Origin of the sequence: Methylobacterium sp., assembly GCF_019745455.1 — a bacterium.
GTDB lineage: Bacteria > Pseudomonadota > Alphaproteobacteria > Rhizobiales > Beijerinckiaceae > Methylobacterium.
The window spans coordinates 46,314-65,460 of the sequence record NZ_JAIETD010000018.1; the positions used below are offsets into that span (position 1 = coordinate 46,314).

Sequence of the window (19,147 nt, forward strand, 5' to 3'; positions counted from 1 at the left end):
GTCCTTGTGGCGTCCCTGGCCGCGCCCTACAACGCAATGGGCGACGGCTTGCGTCTCGCTCGGAGATTCGGTCTGCCTTGGAGCGGCCGGCCATCCCAAGCCGTACGGAGCCGTATGTCCGCCTCGCTTTCTTCCACTGCCGCGCGTGCCCTGCTCCCCGCTTTGCGCGAGACGATCCGCGAGGCGGCAGGCCTTGCATTGCCGTTCTTCCAGGCCGGAAGCCAAACGCGGGCGAGGGTCTGGTCGAAGGCGGGCGGCTCTCCGGTAACGGAGGCCGATGTTGCGGTGGACACCTTCCTAAAGGTGCGGCTCAGCAGCCTTCTGCCCGAGGCAGCTTGGCTCTCCGAGGAAACCGTCGACGACGCGGCACGGCTCGGCAACGATCTCGTCTGGATCGTCGATCCCATCGACGGCACACGCGCCTTCCTGTCAGGTCATCCGGATTGGTCGATCGCCGTCGCGCTGCTGATCGGCGGCGCGCCTGCCCTCGGATTCGTCCATGCGCCGGTAACAGATCGCTTCTACGAGGCCTCCGCGGGCGGTGGGGCAACGTGCAACGGCCAAGTCATTTCAGCTTCCCGGCAGACGGTGCTGGAAAGCGCTCGGGTCACCGGACCGAAGCCGATGATCGACCGCCTCGCGCGCGGTGGAACCAAAGCCGGTGCGAAACCGAGCTTCGTTCACGTCGACCGGGTTCCTTCCCTCGCCCTGCGCATCGCTCGCGTGGCCGAAGGTTCGATCGATATCGGACTTGTTTCGTCGGATGCGCGGGACTGGGATCTGGCCGCCGCAGATCTTCTCCTGCGGGAAGCTGGCGGGGTGGTCAGCGATCTCGATGGCCGAGCCACCGTCTACAATCGTACGGACCCTGTCCACGGCGAACTGGTTGCCGTCTCAGGCGGCATGAAAGATGCGGTGTTGGACGCTTTCTCGCGATAGCACCACCGAACCTGGCGATGACCCTGGAGGCAGTATCGAGCCCGCGTGCCTCCTTTGAACATGGAAAAGCCAGCGGCCTTCTCAGGTCCGCTGGCCATGCTCAGATCAGGCGCTCTCGCGAAGGGCGACGGCAGATGGGGCCAGTCCAAACCGCTCGGCGAGATGCCAACGCAGTTCGCGGGGAGAGTGATAGTTATAAGAGCTATCGATGAGGTCCGTCAGGTCGACGGAGTTGGTCTTGCTGTCACTGCAAAGACCGAAGGGCGCCTCGCGCAGGCGGGCCACCTTGAAGGTCGCCGCATCCGTGACAGGCGACCGGACGCCACAACGGCGCGTATATTCGAACAACATTCGAGTTTCGAGTACTTTCGTTCTTGATTGGGCCGTAGCGCAGTGGCCGGCCGATATGTTACTGATTGGCCTTGAGGTCGAGCGACCTTTCCGACGGATCTATTGTTTTGCCGTCCGGCAACATCCTCCCGCAAGAGAAGGTCGTCGGAAAGCGGAGACCGGTCTTGTATCCGGCGTGGCGACGCCGACCTAGCAGGTCGGTCGCGAGAGGACCTTAGGCCGCCTGGAGATTTCCAGCCGAGTCCTTGCCGCTGCGCTTGTCCGTCTGGATCTCGTAGGAGATCTTCTGGCCCTCGACGAGGTTGCGCATGCCAGCCCGCTCGACTGCGGAGATGTGAACGAACACATCCTTGCCGCCGTCATCCGGCTGGATGAAGCCGTAGCCCTTGGTCTCGTTGAACCACTTAACAGTGCCGGTATTCACGAATAAAACCTCGTATCGTTTACGTCCCGACAACGCTTGCCCATCACTGGACGATACGAAGCGGGTATTTTCAGTCTTGCGGAAACGAAAGGACCTGGACGTTGGCACCGATCGAGCACCGATCCCTCCCCTTTCCGCAAGCCACTACTTAGGCCCATGATGCGGCGGCAACAAGGCGCCTTAGCCGAGGGAATCGGCGCCGACGCCGCGAGATTGCGTGATAGATGGCGTCCCAGACCTGTGTTCTTTGACCCGGCGAGATCATATAAGGGTTCGACCCCAAACAGTTAGGCGATCCATGGCGGGTATCTCTGTTTCCCTTGAAGGTGCGAACATCCAGCTCTCTTTTCAGAAGGACGAGCAATCCACGGCCGTCGTGATGGATGCGCGAGCCGCTCGTGCGCTCGTCCGAGCGGTTGGCCAATTGCTTACGGCTATCGACGAACCCGACGACGGCGATCTGCCTGACGATCTCGCGGACGAGGATATCGCGATGCTGGAAGTCACCTCTTCCGCGATCGAAGTGGGAACCGATGAACGGGGGCAAGCTGTCGTCGCATTGCAGGCCGGAGCTCTGCCGCCGTTCCAGCTCCGGCTGACCGACGAAGAGGCCCGCCATGTCGCAACCAGTCTATCGGAAATACTGAGCGCCCCACGCGACGTTCGCGCGTCGCATGGGGATCATTGAGCAGACTTACAGTCTCACGCCGGGGTCGGTCGGCACGCCCGGGAGATAGTCAGGCTCGCTGCCTGGACCGCCGGGCTCGCCAATTCCGGGATCGTCGACAGGATAGGGCGAGCGCGGACCGGTCGGCCCGATGTCAGGCGTTTCGTCGGGTGGCGGCGGCATTGGAAGGTCGCCGGGAATGCCGCCGGGCAAGGGTTCGGGGATCGGTAGGCCTGGATTGGCCATGCAGAGCCTCCTGTTTCGGTTGTCGGGTATGCTCAACCAACCGGCGCCCCCAGACAGGGTTCCATCTGTGGTGCCCCACCCGCCTCAGCCGCGCGGCGCTCTCTCGCTGCCCGCCAGGACCTCGATCAGCATGGAGGATTGCAGCGGCCGATCGTATTCGTCGCGGACTCTCACCGTGATGCAGTGGGTGCCGGCCAGCAGCGTCTCTGGAAGACGCGCGGTCCAGATGTGGCTCGATGGTTCCGCCTTGACCCACGGTTTCCTGGTGTCGGGATAGCGAAGGAAGAGTTCGGCCACGAATGGGTCGGGCCGCCTCCGCCGGGTCATCGGGATCGCCTCGCCATCGCCGATCGTGTAGGCGACCCTCGTCTTCGGGCCCCCATCGAAGACATTGACGACGAGGTCGGTGGCCGGGACGCTCTCGAGGGCGATCGGCGAGCGCAGAGTCTGAGTGGGACGGTATTCCTTCAGAACCTCGGCGGCCCCGCCCCGGAACTGGCTCTCGAGCATGATCCGCATCGCCTCGTCGGGCTCGCCTTGCGCCGAGCGGTAGCGCGTGACGTAACGATCACCGTCGATCGAAAGCATGTGAAATCCGTTCGGCGTGCCGTCGCGGCTATCTGCGGAGGGAATTCCGGTCCGCACGCTCGGCCCGCTCCACCACGACCCAGAGACGGCGGTGAGGACGTGGTGATGATGGCTATCGCGCGGGTAATGATGCTCGGTGGTGTGGGTGTGCCCGGCGATGCTGACAACGCGGCGCCCTTCCAGGAGCGCGAGGAGCGCGTCCCGGTCGGTGGTGTTCTGGCGCGGGTCGTTGGGATCGAGGTCGGTGAAGAGCGGGATGTGCATCGCCACCACGACGAGCCGGTCGCGCGGCGTCTCCGTCAACACGTTGGCGATGAAGGCGAGCTGGCGCTCCCCGATCCGGCCCTCGTAACGACCGATGCCGTCACCCTTGCCAGAGGCGGCGCCGAGATAATGGACGTTGTCGAGCATCAGGAAGAGCGCCTTGCCGTGATGGAAGGCGTAGTAGGGCGCGCCGAAGACCTGCTTGAAAGTCTCGCGGCTGTAGCGGGCGTCGGCGGCTTCGAAATTGAGGTCGTGATTGCCGCCGATGTGGAACCACGGAACGCCGATGCGGCCAATGATGCGGTTGGAGCGACCGTAGAATGATAGGTCGTCGAACAGGATGTCACCGGTGGTGATGCCGAACGCCGCCGACGTGCCGAGAACCCTGGCCACCGCCGTGTCGCGCACATGACCGAGTTCGATCGGGCTCTCCGGCTGCGGATCCGTAAAGAGGATCGCCTCGAAGGCGTCGGGCTCGAACCGGGGCGTCAGGCCGAAATCAATGGAGGCGGGCATTGGCCCCGTCGGCGCGATGCCGCGATAGCGTAGGGCGAGCTCCGGCGGCGTTCCGCTCGGGTGATGGATGTAGCTGAAGCGCGGAATGTTGTCGGCGTCGTGTGGCAGCGCGTAGCCGGCCGGCTTCACGACGAAGATGATGTCTTCGTCCGCGACGGCGAGCGCGTAGCGACCATCTTGATCCGTACGAACGATGTCGCGCCCGTTTGAGACAAGAACCCCAGGGAGCCCGACCGTTTCAGCCTTCGCGCCCTGCGCTACCTTCGCGGCATCGTAGACGAGGCCTCGCGCAGTCAGGACGGAGGTCTGCGCCGTCGCTATGCTGGAGCGCAGGCTGCTTGCGGCTAGCCCTATGGCCACGGCTCCGGCCATCGTCTCGCGCCGGGTCGGGTTCCGCAGGTCCGTCATCGCTCTCGCTCTCCTCGTGATGAGGGAGAGCGCATCAGAGTGTGACGACCGTTACGTGACGGTCTCGATTCAGCGCTTGGCGGCTTCGGCCCGTTTAGGCTTCGCCTTCTCGGGCGCAGTTCCGGCGATCAACTCCGACAGGTGGCGCTGGTCGAGGCCGCTGGCGGCGTCCTTTGGTTTCGGAGGCTCCACCGAAGGACGAGGCGAGATCGAGCCGGTCGTGACCGGATCCGGCATCGCCGCGACGGCCCGGTTGTCGGGCGCGGGATCGCGCTGAACCCGCATCGCCCAGTGAGCCGCAGTTGAGAGCACGGCGATCGCGAGGATGGCCTTGATGCCGCCCGTCAGAAGGCGTCGCATGGTCGTGTAACCCAGGGCTCGGCGAGGATCGGAGATCGGTTCCCCGATCGAGCACCATCCTCAGCGAAGATCCCTAATGCAGCCCTTCAGGCTGCCGAACTGCGCTGTCCCGGAACGAAGCAGGGACAGCACTCGTCAACGTCGCGACCGGCCTCGGCTTCTTCCGGGCAAGCCGGGAGCCTCGTCTTCAGCTCAGCGAGCCACAGAACCGCTGGATGCGGTTGCAAGCCTCCTCCAGCGCCGTGTTCGACGTGGCGTAGGAAATCCGGAGGTTTGGACCCAGCCCGAAGGCTGAGCCGTGAACCGCGGCGACGCCCTCCGCCTGGAGCAGCTCCAGCACGAAATCCTCGTCCGTCTCGATGGTCTTTCCCGACGGGGTGCGGCGGCCGATCGTCTCGGCGCAGGACGGATAGACGTAGAACGCACCCTCCGGCGTCGGGCATTTCAGGCCCTTGGTCTGGTTGAGCATCGACACGACGAGGTCGCGGCGTTCGTGGAAGGCTTTGCGGAAGCGGGCGAGATGCTCCTGCGGCCCGTCGAGGGCGGCGACCGCCGCCCATTGGGAGATCGAGGAAGCGCCCGAGGTCTGCTGGCCCTGGACGAAGTCCATCGCCTTGATCAAGTGCTCGGGGCCGGCGGCGTAGCCGATGCGCCAGCCTGTCATCGCATAGGCCTTCGAGACGCCGTTCATGGTGAGCGTGCGCTCGTACAGGTTGGGTTCGACCTGCGCCGGGGTGACGAACTCGAAATCGCCGTAGCAGAGGTGCTCGTACATGTCGTCGGTGAGAACCCAAACATGCGGGTGCCGCATCAGCACGTCTGTGATCGCCTTCATCTCGTTTCGCGCATAGGCGGCGCCCGAGGGATTCGACGGCGAGTTGAGGATGATCCACTTGGTCTTCGGGGTGATCACCCGCTCGAGCTCCTCCGGCTGGAGCTTGAAGTCGTGAGCCATGTCGGTCTCGGCAAAGACCGGGGTGCCGCCGCAGAGTACCACCATCTCCGGATAGGAGACCCAGTAGGGACGCGGGATCACGACCTCGTCCCCGGGGTTCAGGGTGGCGAGGAGCGCGTTGTAGATGACGTGCTTGCCGCCGGTGCCGACGATGGTCTGCGACGCCTTGTAGTCGAGGCCGTTCTCGCGCTTGAACTTCTTGGCGATGGCCTCGCGCAGCGGCACGATGCCGGAGACAGGCGGATATTTGGTCTCGCCTCGCCGGATCGCCTCGACCGCCGCGTCTTTGATGTGATCGGGCGTATCGAAATCGGGCTCGCCCACCGAAAGGCTGATCACGTCCATCCCGCCGGCTTTCAGCTCGCGCGCCTTCTGCGTCATCGCGATGGTCGCGGACGGCTTTACGCGGGAAAGGGCGTCGGACAGAAAGCCCATGGCGGCATGCTCCTCATGATCGGGTACGGGCGGGCGAAGCTTCGACCAAGCTCCCGCCGCGGCGCGCGGACCCTAGAGATGCCGGCAGACCCGGGCAAGATGCGTGTGACCCGCGCATCGCCGCCCTGCAGCGGAAGCGGACCTCGCCCGGCCCCTCGCTTGGCGATGAAACCGCATCATCGCACAGACCATCGAAGAGGAAACCGTGTCGCCTCAGATGCCGCCGAAGACCCAGCGCAGCCTCGACAGGAAGCCACCGCCCGAGCGGGCCGCACGGCTTTCTTCCGGCTCGTCCTTGACGCTCGACGCGGCTGCATCGGGTTGGATCAAACCGAGGGCTGCGGTGTCCGTGGTCTCGCGATCGATCAAGATGAAGCCGCCGGTATCACGGTTGGTGCCATAGGCATCCACCGCGACCGCCCGGTCCAGGCTGAGCGAGACGTCGGCAATGTCGTTGGCGGTGAGCCGTGCGGCCGACTCCGCCTTGCCGGTTTCGGGGTCGATTCGGGTGCGGATCTCGGTGACTACCGCGTTCACCATCACGGTTCCGATCTTGGCGAGCAAGGTCGCACCCGGCAGCAACTCGCTCTCTGCCGCCCAGAACAGGCGGGCGTCGAGCTTGTCGGTGACGCGCATCGGTGCGTCGGCCGCCACGATCACCGAGCCGCGCGATGCGTCGATCTCGTCGGCGAGGACGAGCGTGACCGACTGGCCCTCGACCGCGACGGGCAAGTCGCCGTCCGCGGTGAAGATGCGGGCGACGGTCGAGGTCCGGCCCGACGGCTCGACGATGACCGCATCACCGGGCGCGATGCGGCCGCTGGCGATGAGCCCCGCGAAGCCGCGGAATTCCGAGTTCGGCCGGTTGACCCATTGGACGGCCATGCGGAACGGCGCCGCCTGCTCCTCGACGCGGACGGGAACCTCTTCGAGGTACTGGAGAAGCGGCGTGCCCTTGTACCAGGGCACCGCCGCGCCGGGCAGGACGACGTTGTCGCCGTTCTTGGCCGAGAGCGGGATTGCGCGGATCTCGGTAAATCCGAGCGGCGCGGCGAAGGCTTCGAAGGCCTTCGTGATCTCCTCGAACTTGCCTTCCGACCAGCCGACGAGATCCATCTTGTTCACCGCGAGCGCGATGCGCCTGATGCCGAGCAGCGAGACGAGGAGCGCGTGGCGGCGGGTCTGGCGTGTGAGCCCCGCGCGGGCATCGACGAGGATCACGGCGACGTCCGCCGTCGAGGCGCCGGTCGCCATGTTGCGGGTGTATTGCTCGTGGCCGGGCGTGTCGGCGACGATGAAGGAGCGCTGGTCGGTGGAGAAGAAGCGGTAGGCGACATCGATGGTGATGCCCTGCTCGCGCTCGGCCTGAAGCCCGTCGACGAGGAGGGCGAGGTCGATCTCGGCGCCCTGGGTGCCGTGCTTGCGCGAATCGCGCTGGAGCGCCGTCACCTGGTCGTCGAAGATCTGCTTGGTGTCATGCAAGAGCCGGCCGATCAGCGTCGACTTGCCGTCGTCGACGGAGCCGCAGGTGATGAAGCGCAGGACTTCCTTGTTCTGGTGCGCCGAGAGGAAGGCGTCGTAGCCGAAAGCCTGGGGTGCCTGATGGATCGTCATCTCAGAAATAGCCCTCCTGCTTCTTGCGCTCCATCGCGCCCGCGCCGTCCTTGTCGATCACGCGGCCCTGGCGCTCGGAGGTGCGGGCGGCCAGCGTCTCGCCGATGATCTCCGGCAGGGTCGCGGCATCGCTCTCGACTGCGCCGGTGAGCGGGTAGTCGCCGAGGGTCCTGAAGCGGACGCGCAGGTTCCTCGGAGTCTCGCCGGGCTCGAGCGGAAGCCTGTCGTCGTCGACCATGATGAGCTGCCCCTCGCGCTCGACCACGGGGCGCTCGGCCGCGAAGTAGAGCGGCACGATCGGGATCTGCTCCTGCTCGATGTAGAGCCAGACGTCGAGCTCGGTCCAATTCGAGAGCGGGAACACCCGCAGGGACTCGCCGCGCTTCTTTTTGAGATTGTAGAGGTGCCAGGGCTCGGCGCGCTGGCGCTTGGGGTCCCAGCGGTGCTGCGCCGTGCGCAGGGAGACGATCCGCTCCTTGGCGCGCGAGGCTTCCTCGTCGCGCCGGGCGCCGCCGAAGGCCGCGTCGAACTTGTGCGTGTCCAGCGCCTGACGCAGCGCCTGCGTCTTCATAACGTCTGTATGGACTTCCGAGCCGTGGCTGATCGGGCCGATGCCGCGGGCAAGGCCGTCCTGGTTGGTGTGGACCAGGAGTTCGAGGCCGAGCTCCTTCGCGCGGGCATCGCGGAAGGCGATCATCTCGCGGAACTTCCAGGTCGTGTCGATGTGCATCAGGGGGAACGGCAGGCGTCCCGGCGCGAAGGCCTTCAGCGCCAAGTGCAGCAGCACCGAGGAATCCTTGCCGATCGAATAGAGCATCACCGGGTTCTCGGTCTCGGCGACCGTCTCCCGCATGATGTGGATGCTCTCGGCTTCGAGCCGCTGCAGGTGGGTGAGGCGGTCGGCGCGCGTCGCGGCGCCGAGGGTGGCGGCGCTCATCGGGCCATCTCCAGGCTGGTGTTGCGAAGGGTGGTCTCGAAGGCGGCGGCTTCCTGCCCAGGCTCGACGTCCGCCCCGGGCTCGTCGCCGTGCGCCTCGGGCTTGTAAACGTGCAGGCCGCATTCCTTCTTGGATTCCTGCTCCCACCACCAGCGGCCGGCGCGCTCGGGCTCGCCGACCTTCACGGCACGGGTGCAGGGCGCGCAGCCGATCGACGGAAAACCGCGATCGTGCAGGACGTTGTAGGGAATGAAGTTGTCGATCACGAACCGCTCGACATCGGCACGGGTCCAGTCGGCGAGCGGGTTGATCTTGATCAGGCCGCGCGCCTCGTCGGGCTCGGCGAGTGGCGTGTCGGCGCGGTTGGCCGACTGCCCGGCGCGAAGGCCGGTGAGCCATCCCGAGGCCCCGGCGAGCGCCCGGCCGAGGGGTTCGACCTTGCGGAAGCCGCAGCAGGCCTGCCGCGCCGCCACCGAATGGCGGAAGCCGTTGATGCCCTCGCGCGCGACGAATTCCTCCTCGGCGACGCGTTCCGGCGCATAGGCGCGGATGCGGATGCCGTAGGCCGCCTCGGTCTCGGCCCACACGTCGTAGGTCTCCGGGTAGAGCCGGCCCGTATCGAGGGTGACGATCTCGGTCCGCCCCTTGGCCATGGCCACGGCATGGGTCAGCGCCTGATCCTCGATGCCGAGGCTGGTCGTGAAGATGAGGCGGCCGGGCACGCTCGCTTCGATGAGGCGGATGCGGGCGGCGAGTTGGAGGTCCGCCAACGCGAGGGCGAGCTCACGCGCCGACCGATCGAGAGGAGAAGTCATCGGATGACAGACTTTGGAAGGCTGGAAGTTGCCGGTTGTCGTGGACCTGAGATGTTCGCTATAACGAACGCTGTCAAGGCATGGCGGTCATGGCGCAGGGGCAATCCGGTGCCGTGCTCAACCGCTTCCGCAAACGGTGGCGGCGGGCAACGGTTGCCTCCGCCGGGAAGATCCTTCTCATGATCGTATCCGCGCGGTGCGCTCGCACACCCTGCCGCGCGGGCGATCACGGACGACGAGGTCAGCGTGGATTCGATAGACCTGAAGATCCTCGGGCTGCTGCAGAACGATGCCACCCTCTCGATCGCGACGATCGGCGAGCGGGTCGGCCTGTCGCAGACGCCCTGCTGGAAGCGGATCCAGCGCCTGGAGGCCGACGGAGTCATCGACCGCCGCGTGGCCGTGCTCGATCCGGTCAAGCTCGGGCTCGGGCTCACCGTCTTCGTTTCGATCGAGACCGCCGACCACTCTCGCGAGTGGCTGGAGCGCTTCGCCGAGACCGTATCGGCGATGCCGGAAGTCCTTGAATTCTACCGTATGGCCGGCGATGTGGACTACATGCTGCGCGTCGTCGTGGCCGATATGAGGGCCTACGATATGTTCTATAAGCATCTCATCGCGACGCTGCCGCTCAAGAACGTGACCTCGCGCTTCGCCATGGAGAAGGTGAAGTCCACGACGGCCCTGCCGCTGCCCGCGCTTCCGGCGCACGGACGGCTCCCGCACTTCGCAGCGGCGGCGCAGGAAGAATAATATTCTGTTTGGCGCCGGTGGCGCAGGCAGCCCCTTCTACCACGGCGTCGTTCTGTAAAACGGAAATTCCGCAGATCGCTCGACGCTCAGGACGACATGGCGACTCGATGGCACGACAGGCGATCATTCCTCGCAACTCTCCCTTCGACGACAACGAGCGCGCGAGCCTCGATGCCGTCCTCGGGACCGCCTCGCCGATGCAGCGTGCCTGGCTCGCCGGGTTCCTCGCCGGCCTCGATGCGGCAGCCGGTGGCCAGCCGGCGGCTCTGCCTGCCGCGCCGCCGAAGGCCGCCGAGCCGCTGACCATCATCTATGCGAGCGAGTCCGGGAACTGCGAGGCTTTGGCCGGCTCCCTCGCCAAGCTCGCCAAGAAGAGCGGCTTCAAGCCGAACGTCATCGATTTCGCCGACCTCGAGGTTGCCAGCCTCGCCACCATGAAGCGCGTCGTCGCCATCGCGGCGACCTGGGGCGAGGGCGAGCCCCCGGCCCGCGCCACCCGCGCCTATAACGAGCTGATGGGCGACGGCGCCCCGCGCCTCGACGGCGTCGAATTCGGCGTCCTGGCGCTCGGCGACACCTCCTACGCCGAGTTCTGCGCCACCGGTAAGGCCATCGACGCCCGCTTCGAGGCGCTGGGCGCGAAGCGTGCGGTGGAGCGCGCCGACCTCGACCTCGACTTCGACAAGCAGGCTGCCGACTGGATCAAGAACGCCCTCAAGGCACTGGCGCCACCGGCCGCCGACAACGTCGTGGCCGTCGACTTCGCCGGCCGCGCGGCGGTCGACGACGATGCGGATGTCGAGCCGAGCCGCGAGCCGGTCCTCGCCGAGGTCGTCGACCACGTGAACTTGAACTCCTCGCGCTCCGACAAGGAGACGATCCATCTCGCCCTCGAATTCGAGGACGGGGCTCCGGCCTACGAACCCGGCGACTCGCTGGAGATCTTCCCGGAGAACGACCCGGCTCTCGTCGAGGACATCCTGCGGGCCGCCGATCTTGCCGGCGACGACGCCCTGCGCCGCTCGCTCCTGACCGAGCGCGATATCACCACGCTCTCCACCAATACCATCGAGCGCTTCGTCAAGGCGACCGGGCACGAGGGCGCCAAGGCGCTCATCGAGGGCGGCGAGGCGCGGGCCTGGATCGAGGGGCGCCAGATCCTCGATCTGATCGAGGCGTTTCCGACGAAACTGACCCGTGAGCAGATCGAGGCCATCACCCGGCCGCTGCCGCCGCGGGCCTATTCCATCGCCTCATCGCGCAAGGAAGTCGGCGACGAGGTCCACCTCACGATCGTTGCGGTGCGCTACGAGACCCATGGCCGTGCGCGCTCCGGCGTCGCCTCGGTCCACGTGGCGGATCGCCTGAAGAAGGGCGCCAAGCTCCGCGTGAAGCTGAAGCCGAACCGGCATTTCCGGCTGCCGCACGACCCGGCCTCCGACATCATCATGGTCGGCCCCGGCACCGGCGTCGCGCCGTTCCGCGCCTTCGTGCAGGAGCGCCGGGCGGTGGAGGCGAGCGGCCGGTCCTGGCTGTTCTTCGGCGACCGTCACTTCCTCCACGACTTCCTCTACCAGCTCGAATGGCAGGAGGCGCTGGAGGACGGGTCGCTGACGCGGATCGACGTCGCCTTCTCCCGCGACCAGCCCGAGAAGGTCTACGTGCAGGACCGTATCCGCCAGCACGGCAAGGAGCTGGTGGAATGGCTCGACGGCGGCGCCAGCTTCTACGTCTGCGGCGACGCGACCCGGATGGCCAAGGACGTGAGGAACGCCGTGGTGCGGGCCTACGCGGAGGTGAAATCCCTCAGCGATGCCGACGCCGAGGCCGCGGTCGCGGCCCTGGAGCGGGCGCACCGCTACCAGCAGGATGTTTATTGAAGAACCTTGCCGACCTAACCACCGTCATTCCGGGGCTGCGAAGCAGAACCCGGAATCCATAGCCGCCGACAGTTCAGGCTGAAGAACGACCTGCGGTTATGGATTCCGGGTTCGCCTGCGGCGCCCCGGAATGACGGTGCGGGTTGGCGACGAAGGGCAGTGACAGACGAGAGTGCCGAGCGCCTGCTGCGAGCTTTGCAATAGACGCACCCAAATCTCAAACCGACCGGAATACCGCCATGGACGACCAGACCCAGCCCCGCACCTACGAGACCCCGCCGGCCACGCGCCCGATCGACGAGGCCGAGGCCGCGCGCGAGGCTGGTCTCTCGGCCAACGAGCACATCAAGATCGCCAGCGGCTTCCTGCGCGGCACCCTCGCCGACGGACTCCTGAAACACGCCACCGGGGCGATCTCGGAGGATGACGGCCAGCTCGTGAAGTTCCACGGGATGTACCTGCAGGACGACCGCGACCTGCGCCCCGAGCGGACCAAGAAGAAGCTCGACAAGGCCTACAGCTTCATGATCCGCCTGCGCATCGCCGGCGGCGTCGTGACCCCGAAGCAGTGGCTGATCCTCGACGACATCGCCACCACCTACGCCAACGGGACGCTCAGGGCGACGACGCGCCAGACCTTCCAGTATCACGGCGTCATCAAGTCGAACCTGAAGCGGACGATGGCGGCGATCGACGCCTCCCTCCTCGACACCATCGCGGCCTGCGGCGACGTCAACCGCAACGTCATGGCCGCGACGAACCCGGCCCAGAGCGGCGCCCACAAGGCGGCCTACGACCTCGGCAAGGCGATCTCCGATACGCTTCTTCCCAAGACCAACGCATGGCGCGAGATCTGGCTCGACGGCGAGAAGGTGGTCGGCGGCGAGGACGAGCACGAACCGGTCTACGGCAAGACCTACCTGCCGCGGAAATTCAAGATCGTGGTCGCGGTGCCGCCCTCGAACGAGGTCGACATCTTCGCGCACGATCTGGGTTTCATCGCCATCCTCGACAAGAAGGGGAAGGTCACCGGCTGGAACGTGACCGTCGGCGGCGGCATGGGCATGACCCATGGCGAGACCGACACCTTCCCGCGCACCGCCGACGTGATGCTCTTCTGCAAGCCGGAGGAAGCCGTGAAAGTCGCCGAGGCGGTGATGACCGTCCAGCGCGACTGGGGCAACCGCAAGGTCCGTAAGAACGCGCGCCTGAAATACACGATCGAGCGCTACGGCCTGAAGGCTTTCCGCGCCGAGGTCGAGAAGCGCCTCGGCAAGGCCTATCCTGACGCGAAGCCGTTCGCGTTCACCAACAATGGCGACCGCTACGGCTGGACCGAGGGCGATGACGGCCGTCACCACCTCACCCTCTATGTCGCCTCCGGACGGATCAAGGATTACGAGGGCGACGGTCCGAAGATCCTGTCGGGTCTACGTCGCATCGCGCAGGTCCATGAGGGCGATTTCCGGCTGACCGGCAACCAGAACGTCATCATCGCGAACGTGTCGGTCGAGAAGCGCGCCGAGATCGAGGCCCTGGTCGACGAGTACGGCATGCTCAAGGGCGCCAGCGCCCTGCGCCGCAATTCGATGGCCTGTGTCGCCCTGCCGACCTGCGGCCTGGCGCTCGCCGAGAGCGAGCGCTACCTGCCGGACCTCCTCACCGAGTTGGAGGAGAGCCTCGCGTCGCACGGGTTGTCCGAGGATGAGATCACCATCCGGATGACAGGCTGCCCGAACGGCTGCGCCCGTCCCTTCATTGCCGAGATCGGCCTCGTCGGACGGGGTCCCGAGCGCTACCATCTCTATCTCGGTGCGGCCTTCGATGGCTCGCGGCTCGGGAAGCTCTACGCAGAGGATGTTACCGCCTCCGAGATCAAAGCGGTGCTGGATCCGGTCTTCGCCGCCTACGCCAAGGATCGCTCGGCCGGAGAACGCTTCGGCGATTTCCTGATCCGTGCAGGCTTTGTCGCGCAAACGGTTAACGGGCCGGACTTCCATCTCACCACTGGTGCCCTCAGAGCGGTGGCGTAAGGACGTCCGGCTGGTCGGAATTCTGTCTTCGTCGTGCGAGCGCCGCTGCGTTCGTCAGGAGCGGCATCGTCGATGGCGAAATTTCGACTCTCGAAACCGCAGAAATGTCCCGCAATGCAGCAGTGCGTTGTGCGACGCGGAACAAAACTTTAAGCTTAAGCTTCCGGAAACATCGTTGCTTTATGGGTGAACCGATCGCCGACCTGGCCGTTAATGCGTCAGTCGGACTGAGAGGCGGCCATGGCCAAGCACGAGATTCTCAACTTCTTCGAACACCGCCGCGACGGCGCTTGGATCTGCGTGAAGCCATTCACGCTCACCACTAAAGTCAGCAGCGTCGATATCCGCCAGGGTATGCGCTTCGACTACGGGAAGCGGGTCGGCGGCGTTGATCTCGCTGAATATCTCGAGCAGCTCGGCTCTCAATTCGGTTCCTGAGACCGGATCTTGAATCCGCCAGACAAGGCTCAAGATTGGATCGGGGGGACGGGCGCGGACATGCTCCTGTCGTGCATGGTTGCGGATTCTTGCTCCTGACCGCCGATCATGATCGATGTGCGCGATGATCCGAGTTCAGTTTTAGCAACTCCATCTGCTCAAAGACACTTTTTGACGGACGTATGTGGGGGTCCTAGGGTCTCCGCATGATGACAGATTCAGCCGAGGTAGCCCGATCCATTCTGGACGATCAGGCGCCGACGACGCGATGCAGAATTCTTGCGACCGCTGAACGATTTTTCCGCGAGATCGGCTATCAGAAAACGACCGTATCCGACATTGCCAAGTCTTTGGGTATGAGCCCTGCCAACGTCTATCGCTTCTTCGAGTCGAAGAAGGCGATCAACGAGGCGGTTGTTGCCAGCGTGATCAAGGACATCGAAGGGCTCATCGCCGCCATCGCGGATGTACCGAGCCTCAGTGCCGCTGACCGCGTCGCCGGAATCGTTCGCGCTCTTCATCACGATTGCGTCGAACGATGCCGCGCCAATCCCCGCATCCACGAGATGGTCGAGGCGGCGATGACGGAAAGCTGGGGCGTGTGCGAGCACCACGTCGCTCGCATCAGCGCCGTTCTGACCCGTGTGGTGCGTGAAGGCGTGCTCGGAGGCGAGTTCGATACCAAGGATCCAGAGGTGGCGGCGCTCTGCGTCCAGGCCTCGATCATCCGGTACTGCAATCCGATGCTCGTCAGTCTTTATCCAAATGTCCCCGGCCCGCCGCTCGACGACATGATTTCCTTTATCATCAGCGGCCTACGCGGTGCTTCGCGATAGACAGCCTGGCGCTTTTCCCGTCGCCCAGTCAAACTAGGTCGGCCAGTATCGCTTGGACGACGGCGCGTGGATCCTCAGCCCCTGTGATGGGACGACCGACGACGATGTGATCGATCCCTGCCGCCTTCGCCTGTGCTGGAGTCATCACTCGCTTCTGATCGCCCGCTGCGCTACCGGAAGGACGAATCCCGGGCGTCACGATCGCCCGACCGGTTCCAATTTCACGTCTTACGGCCTCCGCTTCGAAGGCCGCGCAAACGATCCCATCGATGCCGGTCTCCGCCGCCTGGCGTGCCCGCAAGGCCACGAGATCAGGAACATCGAGCGCATAGCCCGCCTCGGCGAGATCGCTCTTGTCGTAGGAGGTCAGCACCGTCACGGCCAGGAGGCGAGACCCTGACGACCCGCGCCCCCGCACGGCCGCCCGCATCGTCTGCGGATAGGCGTGGACGGTAAGGAATGCGGCTCCGAGATCGGAGAGTGCGCGCACCCCATCCTCAACGGTGTTGCCGATATCGTGCAATTTCAGGTCGACGAAGACCTTGAGGCCGGCCGACGCCAGGCGCGGAACCAGGGAAAGGCCGCCCGCATAGGCCAGCCTGTAGCCGATCTTGTAGAAACTCGCCGCATTGCCGATCCGCTCGACAAGAGCCAAGGCCTCATCGGGCGTTCCGACATCGAGGGCGACGATCAGGCGATCCCGTGTGTCGCTCATCTCGCGGGTGGTCGGCTTGAGCCCTGGCATCGACGTCTCCGGTGTCCTCGCAGGTGGGATCATGCACAGGGTCGCAGTGTCAATCTCTTGATGCCGATGGCTGTACCATCACTGCCGCCACCTCGGCTTTGAGCGCGGGAAGTAGCTCCGCGGCGAACCACGGGTTCGCCTTCAGCCAGCCGTTGTTGCGCCATGACGGGTGCGGCAATGGGAGAACCCGAGGGCGCCTCGGCTGGCTCAAAATCTGGCGCCATGCCCGTACCGTCGCGGTGAGGCCGCCCAGCATCGGGCCGAGGTGCCACGCCTGCGCGTACTGGCCGATCACCAGGATCAGGTCGAGGTCCGGCAATCCTGCGAGTAGTTCGGCTCTCCAGCGGGGAGCGCATTCGCGCCGCGGCGGCCGGTCGCCGCCTTTGGCGTCGAGCCCCGGGAAACAGGCGCCCATCGGCAGGATCGCGACCCGGTCCGGATCGTAGAAGTCGGCTTCGTCGAGCCCGAGCCAATCGCGCAGACGAATTCCCGACGGGTCCTGAAAGGGAATGCCGCTGCGATGTGCGCGCGTACCGGGCGCCTGGCTCGCGATGCAGAGTCGCGCCATCGCTGTGCCCTGGACGATGGGCCGGGGCTCTTGTGGCAGAGGCGCGCCGTAATGGGGCGCATCCCGGTAGATCCTGCAGGCGCGCAGGGCTTCCGCGGTTTGGTCGAATGGGCCGTCGGCCTTCATCGCCGGGTCGACGAACTCTCGGCGTCCTGCACTGTGACCAGCTCAGACGCCCTTCATTCCGGTCAGGTCCAGAGGAAGTGAGCGCAGCCGTTGCCCGGTTGCCGCGAAGATGGCGTTGGAGATCGACGGCGCGAGGACCGGAACGCCTGGCTCGCCGATGCCGGTCGGTGCCGCTGACGAGGGCATGATATGCACCTCGACGATGGGCATCTCGCTCATCCGTGTGGGCTCGTAGGAGTCGAAGTTGCGCTCCTGCACGACGCCGTCCTTAAGCGTGATCTTGTTGCGCAATACCGACGAGAGCGCGAAGCCGACGGCGCCCTCGACCTGGGCCCGGATGATGTCGGGATTGACCGCGATACCGACATCGACGGCGGCGACGATGCGGTTGACCTTTACCTTGGAATCCTCAGCGGTGATATCGGCGACCATCGCGACATAGGATCCGAAGGATTCATGGGCGGCCACGCCAAGACCCCTGCCCTTCGCGGAGGCGGCGCCCCAGCCGGCCTTCTCGGCGGCGAGCTTCAGGACGCCCGACAGCCGAGGCGCTCCCGTGAGGAGGCCGAGACGGAAGGCCACCGGATCCGCACCCGCCGCATAGGCGAGCTCGTCGATGAACACCTCCATCGCCTGGGCCGTATGGGTGTGGCCCACCGAACGCCACCACAGCACAGGCACGCCCTCGCGGGCATTATGCACCTCGAAACGGTAGGCCGGCAGGGCGTAGGGCGTGTCGGAGGCGCCCTCGACCGTCGTCGAATCTACGCCGTTCTTGACGATCATGGTCTCGAATGGCGAGCCGATCATGATCGACTTGCCGACCATGGTGTGGGTCCAGCCGGTGATGGCACCCTTTGCGTCGAGGCCGGCCTTGAGGGTGTGGAGAACGGTCGGCCGGTAGAAGCCGCCGGCCATGTCGTCCTCGCGGGTCCAGACCAGATGGATTGGGGCCTTGCCGCCGGTTGCGCGCACGATCGTGGCGGCCTCGGCGAGATAATCCGCACCCGGCGTCGCCCGGCGCCCGAACGAACCGCCCGCCCATTGGGTGTGGAGACGAACCTTATCGGTGGTGACCCCGAGATTGGCGGCGATGACCGCCTGCTCCACCGTCTGGAGCTGGCAGCCGGCATAGACGTCGTAGCTGCCGTCGCGAGCGCGCTCGATGGTGGCGTTGAGGGGCTCCATCGCGGCATGGGCTAGGTAGGGGAAGCTGAACTCGGCTTCCAAGACCTTGGCCGATCCCTTGATCGCGGTTGCGGCGTCGCCCCGTTCGGAAGCGACGAGTCCTGGGCGCCTAGCAAGCTCGCGGTAGGAGGCGAGGATCGCATCGGACGAGCGCATCTCGGCCGCCGTGTCGTCCCAGGTCACGGTCAGGGCCTCCCGGCCCTTCATCGCCGACCATGTGTCCTTGGCGATCACCGCGACACCAGTGGGGATCGCCACTACGTCGACCACACCACGGACGGCGCGCGCGGCCTTGTCGTCGAAACTCTTGGCGACGCCGCCGAAACGCGGTGGATGAGCGACGACCGCCGTCACCTGGCCCGGCCGGCGGATGTCCATGGAGTAGATCGCTGTCCCGTCGGTCTTCGCGACGGAGTCGAGGCGCGGCACCTTCTTGCCGATGAGGCGCCACTGGCTCGGGTCCTTCAGCCGCGGTTCCTGGGGCACTGGCTGCGCCGCCGCGGCCTCCGCCAGCTCACCGAAGCGTACCTGCCGGTTGGAGGCGGCATGACGGACCGTTCCGGATTCGACGGTGATCTCCGATGCGGGGACCTTCCACTTGTCCGCAGCCGCAGCGACCAGCATGGCCCGGGCGGCGGCGCCGGCCTTGCGCAACTGGTACCAGGAATTGGCGATCGCCGTGGAGCCGCCGGTGCCCTGGACCGGCCCCAACAGCAGGTTGGCGTAGAGGGTCGCGTCGGCGGGGGCGAAGGCGGTGCGGACCCGGGACCAATCGGCATCGAGTTCGTCGGCGAGAATGGTCGCGAGACCGGTCGTATTGCCCTGGCCCATGTCCAGATGCTTGATCATCACCGTCACTGTGTCATCCGCGGCGATCCGAACGAAGGCGTTCGGTTGCGCGGGGACGCCTGCCAGATCCGGTCCGCCCGCAGCGCGGGCTGCCTTGCCCGGGTCGAGTCGGAAACCAATCAGGATCGCGCCGGCTGCAGTCGCCGCTCCACCGAGGAAGGCGCGGCGTGAGGGCGCGCGCGTCGGGTTGACCTTCAGCATGGCTCGGCTCC

The 19,147-nt window shown here is 65.8% G+C and carries 19 protein-coding genes; 7 read left to right on the top strand and 12 right to left on the bottom strand.

Annotated elements, in window-relative coordinates; all coding sequences use genetic code 11:
* Positions 1–114 precede the first annotated feature (114 nt).
* Positions 115–939 carry a 3'(2'),5'-bisphosphate nucleotidase CysQ gene (locus K2Y56_RS03040; protein WP_292504867.1) on the top strand — a complete coding sequence of 275 codons (825 nt, stop codon included), beginning with the start codon at positions 115–117 and terminating at the stop codon, positions 937–939.
* Between the two features lie 105 nt (positions 940–1,044).
* On the opposite strand, the gene K2Y56_RS03045 is transcribed toward K2Y56_RS03040, so the two are convergent.
* Together K2Y56_RS03045 and K2Y56_RS03050 are read right to left on the bottom strand one after the other, a co-directional pair.
* Positions 1,045–1,290, bottom strand: coding sequence for an AsnC family transcriptional regulator (locus tag K2Y56_RS03045; RefSeq protein ID WP_292504869.1), 246 nt, complete (start codon positions 1,288–1,290; stop codon positions 1,045–1,047).
* A 214-nt stretch (positions 1,291–1,504) separates the two neighbouring features.
* On the bottom strand, positions 1,505–1,714 hold the full coding sequence (locus K2Y56_RS03050; RefSeq protein ID WP_055887763.1) for a cold-shock protein: 210 nt from the start codon (positions 1,712–1,714) through the stop codon (positions 1,505–1,507).
* A gap of 298 nt (positions 1,715–2,012) precedes the next feature.
* Here K2Y56_RS03050 and K2Y56_RS03055 point away from each other — a divergent pair, with 298 nt between their 5' ends.
* Positions 2,013–2,402: a hypothetical protein gene (locus K2Y56_RS03055; RefSeq protein ID WP_292504874.1), complete on the top strand. Its 390-nt coding sequence runs from the start codon at positions 2,013–2,015 to the stop codon at positions 2,400–2,402.
* A gap of 6 nt (positions 2,403–2,408) precedes the next feature.
* On the opposite strand, the gene K2Y56_RS03060 is transcribed toward K2Y56_RS03055, so the two are convergent.
* The 7 genes from K2Y56_RS03060 to K2Y56_RS03090 all read right to left on the bottom strand — a co-directional run bounded on the left by K2Y56_RS03060 (position 2,409) and on the right by K2Y56_RS03090 (position 9,519).
* The gene (locus K2Y56_RS03060; protein WP_292504877.1) at positions 2,409–2,627 is read right to left on the bottom strand and encodes a hypothetical protein; all 219 of its coding nucleotides are present in this window, start codon (positions 2,625–2,627) and stop codon (positions 2,409–2,411) included.
* 84 nt (positions 2,628–2,711) lie between these two features.
* Positions 2,712–4,403: a calcineurin-like phosphoesterase family protein gene (locus tag K2Y56_RS03065; RefSeq protein ID WP_292504879.1), complete on the bottom strand. Its 1,692-nt coding sequence runs from the start codon at positions 4,401–4,403 to the stop codon at positions 2,712–2,714.
* Between the two features lie 69 nt (positions 4,404–4,472).
* Positions 4,473–4,763, bottom strand: coding sequence for a hypothetical protein (locus K2Y56_RS03070; protein WP_292504882.1), 291 nt, complete (start codon positions 4,761–4,763; stop codon positions 4,473–4,475).
* Positions 4,764–4,950: 187 nt separating this feature from the next.
* Positions 4,951–6,153: a pyridoxal phosphate-dependent aminotransferase gene (locus tag K2Y56_RS03075; protein ID WP_292504884.1), complete on the bottom strand. Its 1,203-nt coding sequence runs from the start codon at positions 6,151–6,153 to the stop codon at positions 4,951–4,953.
* Positions 6,154–6,366: 213 nt separating this feature from the next.
* Positions 6,367–7,767, bottom strand: a complete 1,401-nt coding sequence (gene cysN, locus K2Y56_RS03080; RefSeq protein ID WP_292504887.1) for a sulfate adenylyltransferase subunit CysN — start codon at positions 7,765–7,767, stop codon at positions 6,367–6,369.
* Position 7,768: 1 nt separating this feature from the next.
* Positions 7,769–8,704 (bottom strand): sulfate adenylyltransferase subunit CysD, encoded by a 936-nt coding sequence (cysD, locus tag K2Y56_RS03085; RefSeq protein WP_292504890.1) that lies wholly within the window; start codon positions 8,702–8,704, stop codon positions 7,769–7,771.
* On the bottom strand, positions 8,701–9,519 hold the full coding sequence (locus K2Y56_RS03090) for a phosphoadenylyl-sulfate reductase (protein WP_292504892.1): 819 nt from the start codon (positions 9,517–9,519) through the stop codon (positions 8,701–8,703). The genes cysD and K2Y56_RS03090 overlap by 4 nt, the downstream gene beginning before the upstream one ends.
* A gap of 246 nt (positions 9,520–9,765) precedes the next feature.
* Here K2Y56_RS03090 and K2Y56_RS03095 point away from each other — a divergent pair, with 246 nt between their 5' ends.
* The 5 genes from K2Y56_RS03095 to K2Y56_RS03115 all read left to right on the top strand — a co-directional run bounded on the left by K2Y56_RS03095 (position 9,766) and on the right by K2Y56_RS03115 (position 15,459).
* Entirely contained in the window at positions 9,766–10,272 is a 507-nt protein-coding gene (locus tag K2Y56_RS03095) for an Lrp/AsnC family transcriptional regulator (protein WP_292504896.1), read from the top strand.
* 107 nt (positions 10,273–10,379) lie between these two features.
* Positions 10,380–12,152, top strand: a complete 1,773-nt coding sequence (locus K2Y56_RS03100) for a flavodoxin domain-containing protein (RefSeq protein WP_292504898.1) — start codon at positions 10,380–10,382, stop codon at positions 12,150–12,152.
* Between the two features lie 239 nt (positions 12,153–12,391).
* Positions 12,392–14,185 carry an NADPH-dependent assimilatory sulfite reductase hemoprotein subunit gene (locus K2Y56_RS03105; protein ID WP_292504901.1) on the top strand — a complete coding sequence of 598 codons (1,794 nt, stop codon included), beginning with the start codon at positions 12,392–12,394 and terminating at the stop codon, positions 14,183–14,185.
* A gap of 240 nt (positions 14,186–14,425) precedes the next feature.
* The gene (locus K2Y56_RS03110) at positions 14,426–14,623 is read left to right on the top strand and encodes a hypothetical protein (RefSeq protein ID WP_292504904.1); all 198 of its coding nucleotides are present in this window, start codon (positions 14,426–14,428) and stop codon (positions 14,621–14,623) included.
* A gap of 206 nt (positions 14,624–14,829) precedes the next feature.
* Positions 14,830–15,459, top strand: coding sequence for a TetR/AcrR family transcriptional regulator (locus K2Y56_RS03115; protein ID WP_292504907.1), 630 nt, complete (start codon positions 14,830–14,832; stop codon positions 15,457–15,459).
* A gap of 28 nt (positions 15,460–15,487) precedes the next feature.
* On the opposite strand, the gene pyrF is transcribed toward K2Y56_RS03115, so the two are convergent.
* From pyrF to K2Y56_RS03130, 3 genes are read right to left on the bottom strand one after another with little or no spacing between them, the layout of a single operon-like run.
* Positions 15,488–16,204, bottom strand: coding sequence for an orotidine-5'-phosphate decarboxylase (gene pyrF / locus K2Y56_RS03120; protein WP_292504910.1), 717 nt, complete (start codon positions 16,202–16,204; stop codon positions 15,488–15,490).
* A gap of 49 nt (positions 16,205–16,253) precedes the next feature.
* Entirely contained in the window at positions 16,254–16,898 is a 645-nt protein-coding gene (locus K2Y56_RS03125; RefSeq protein ID WP_292504913.1) for a uracil-DNA glycosylase family protein, read from the bottom strand.
* Positions 16,899–16,940: 42 nt separating this feature from the next.
* On the bottom strand, positions 16,941–19,136 hold the full coding sequence (locus K2Y56_RS03130) for a xanthine dehydrogenase family protein molybdopterin-binding subunit (RefSeq protein ID WP_292504916.1): 2,196 nt from the start codon (positions 19,134–19,136) through the stop codon (positions 16,941–16,943).
* Between the last annotated feature and the right edge of the window lie 11 nt (positions 19,137–19,147).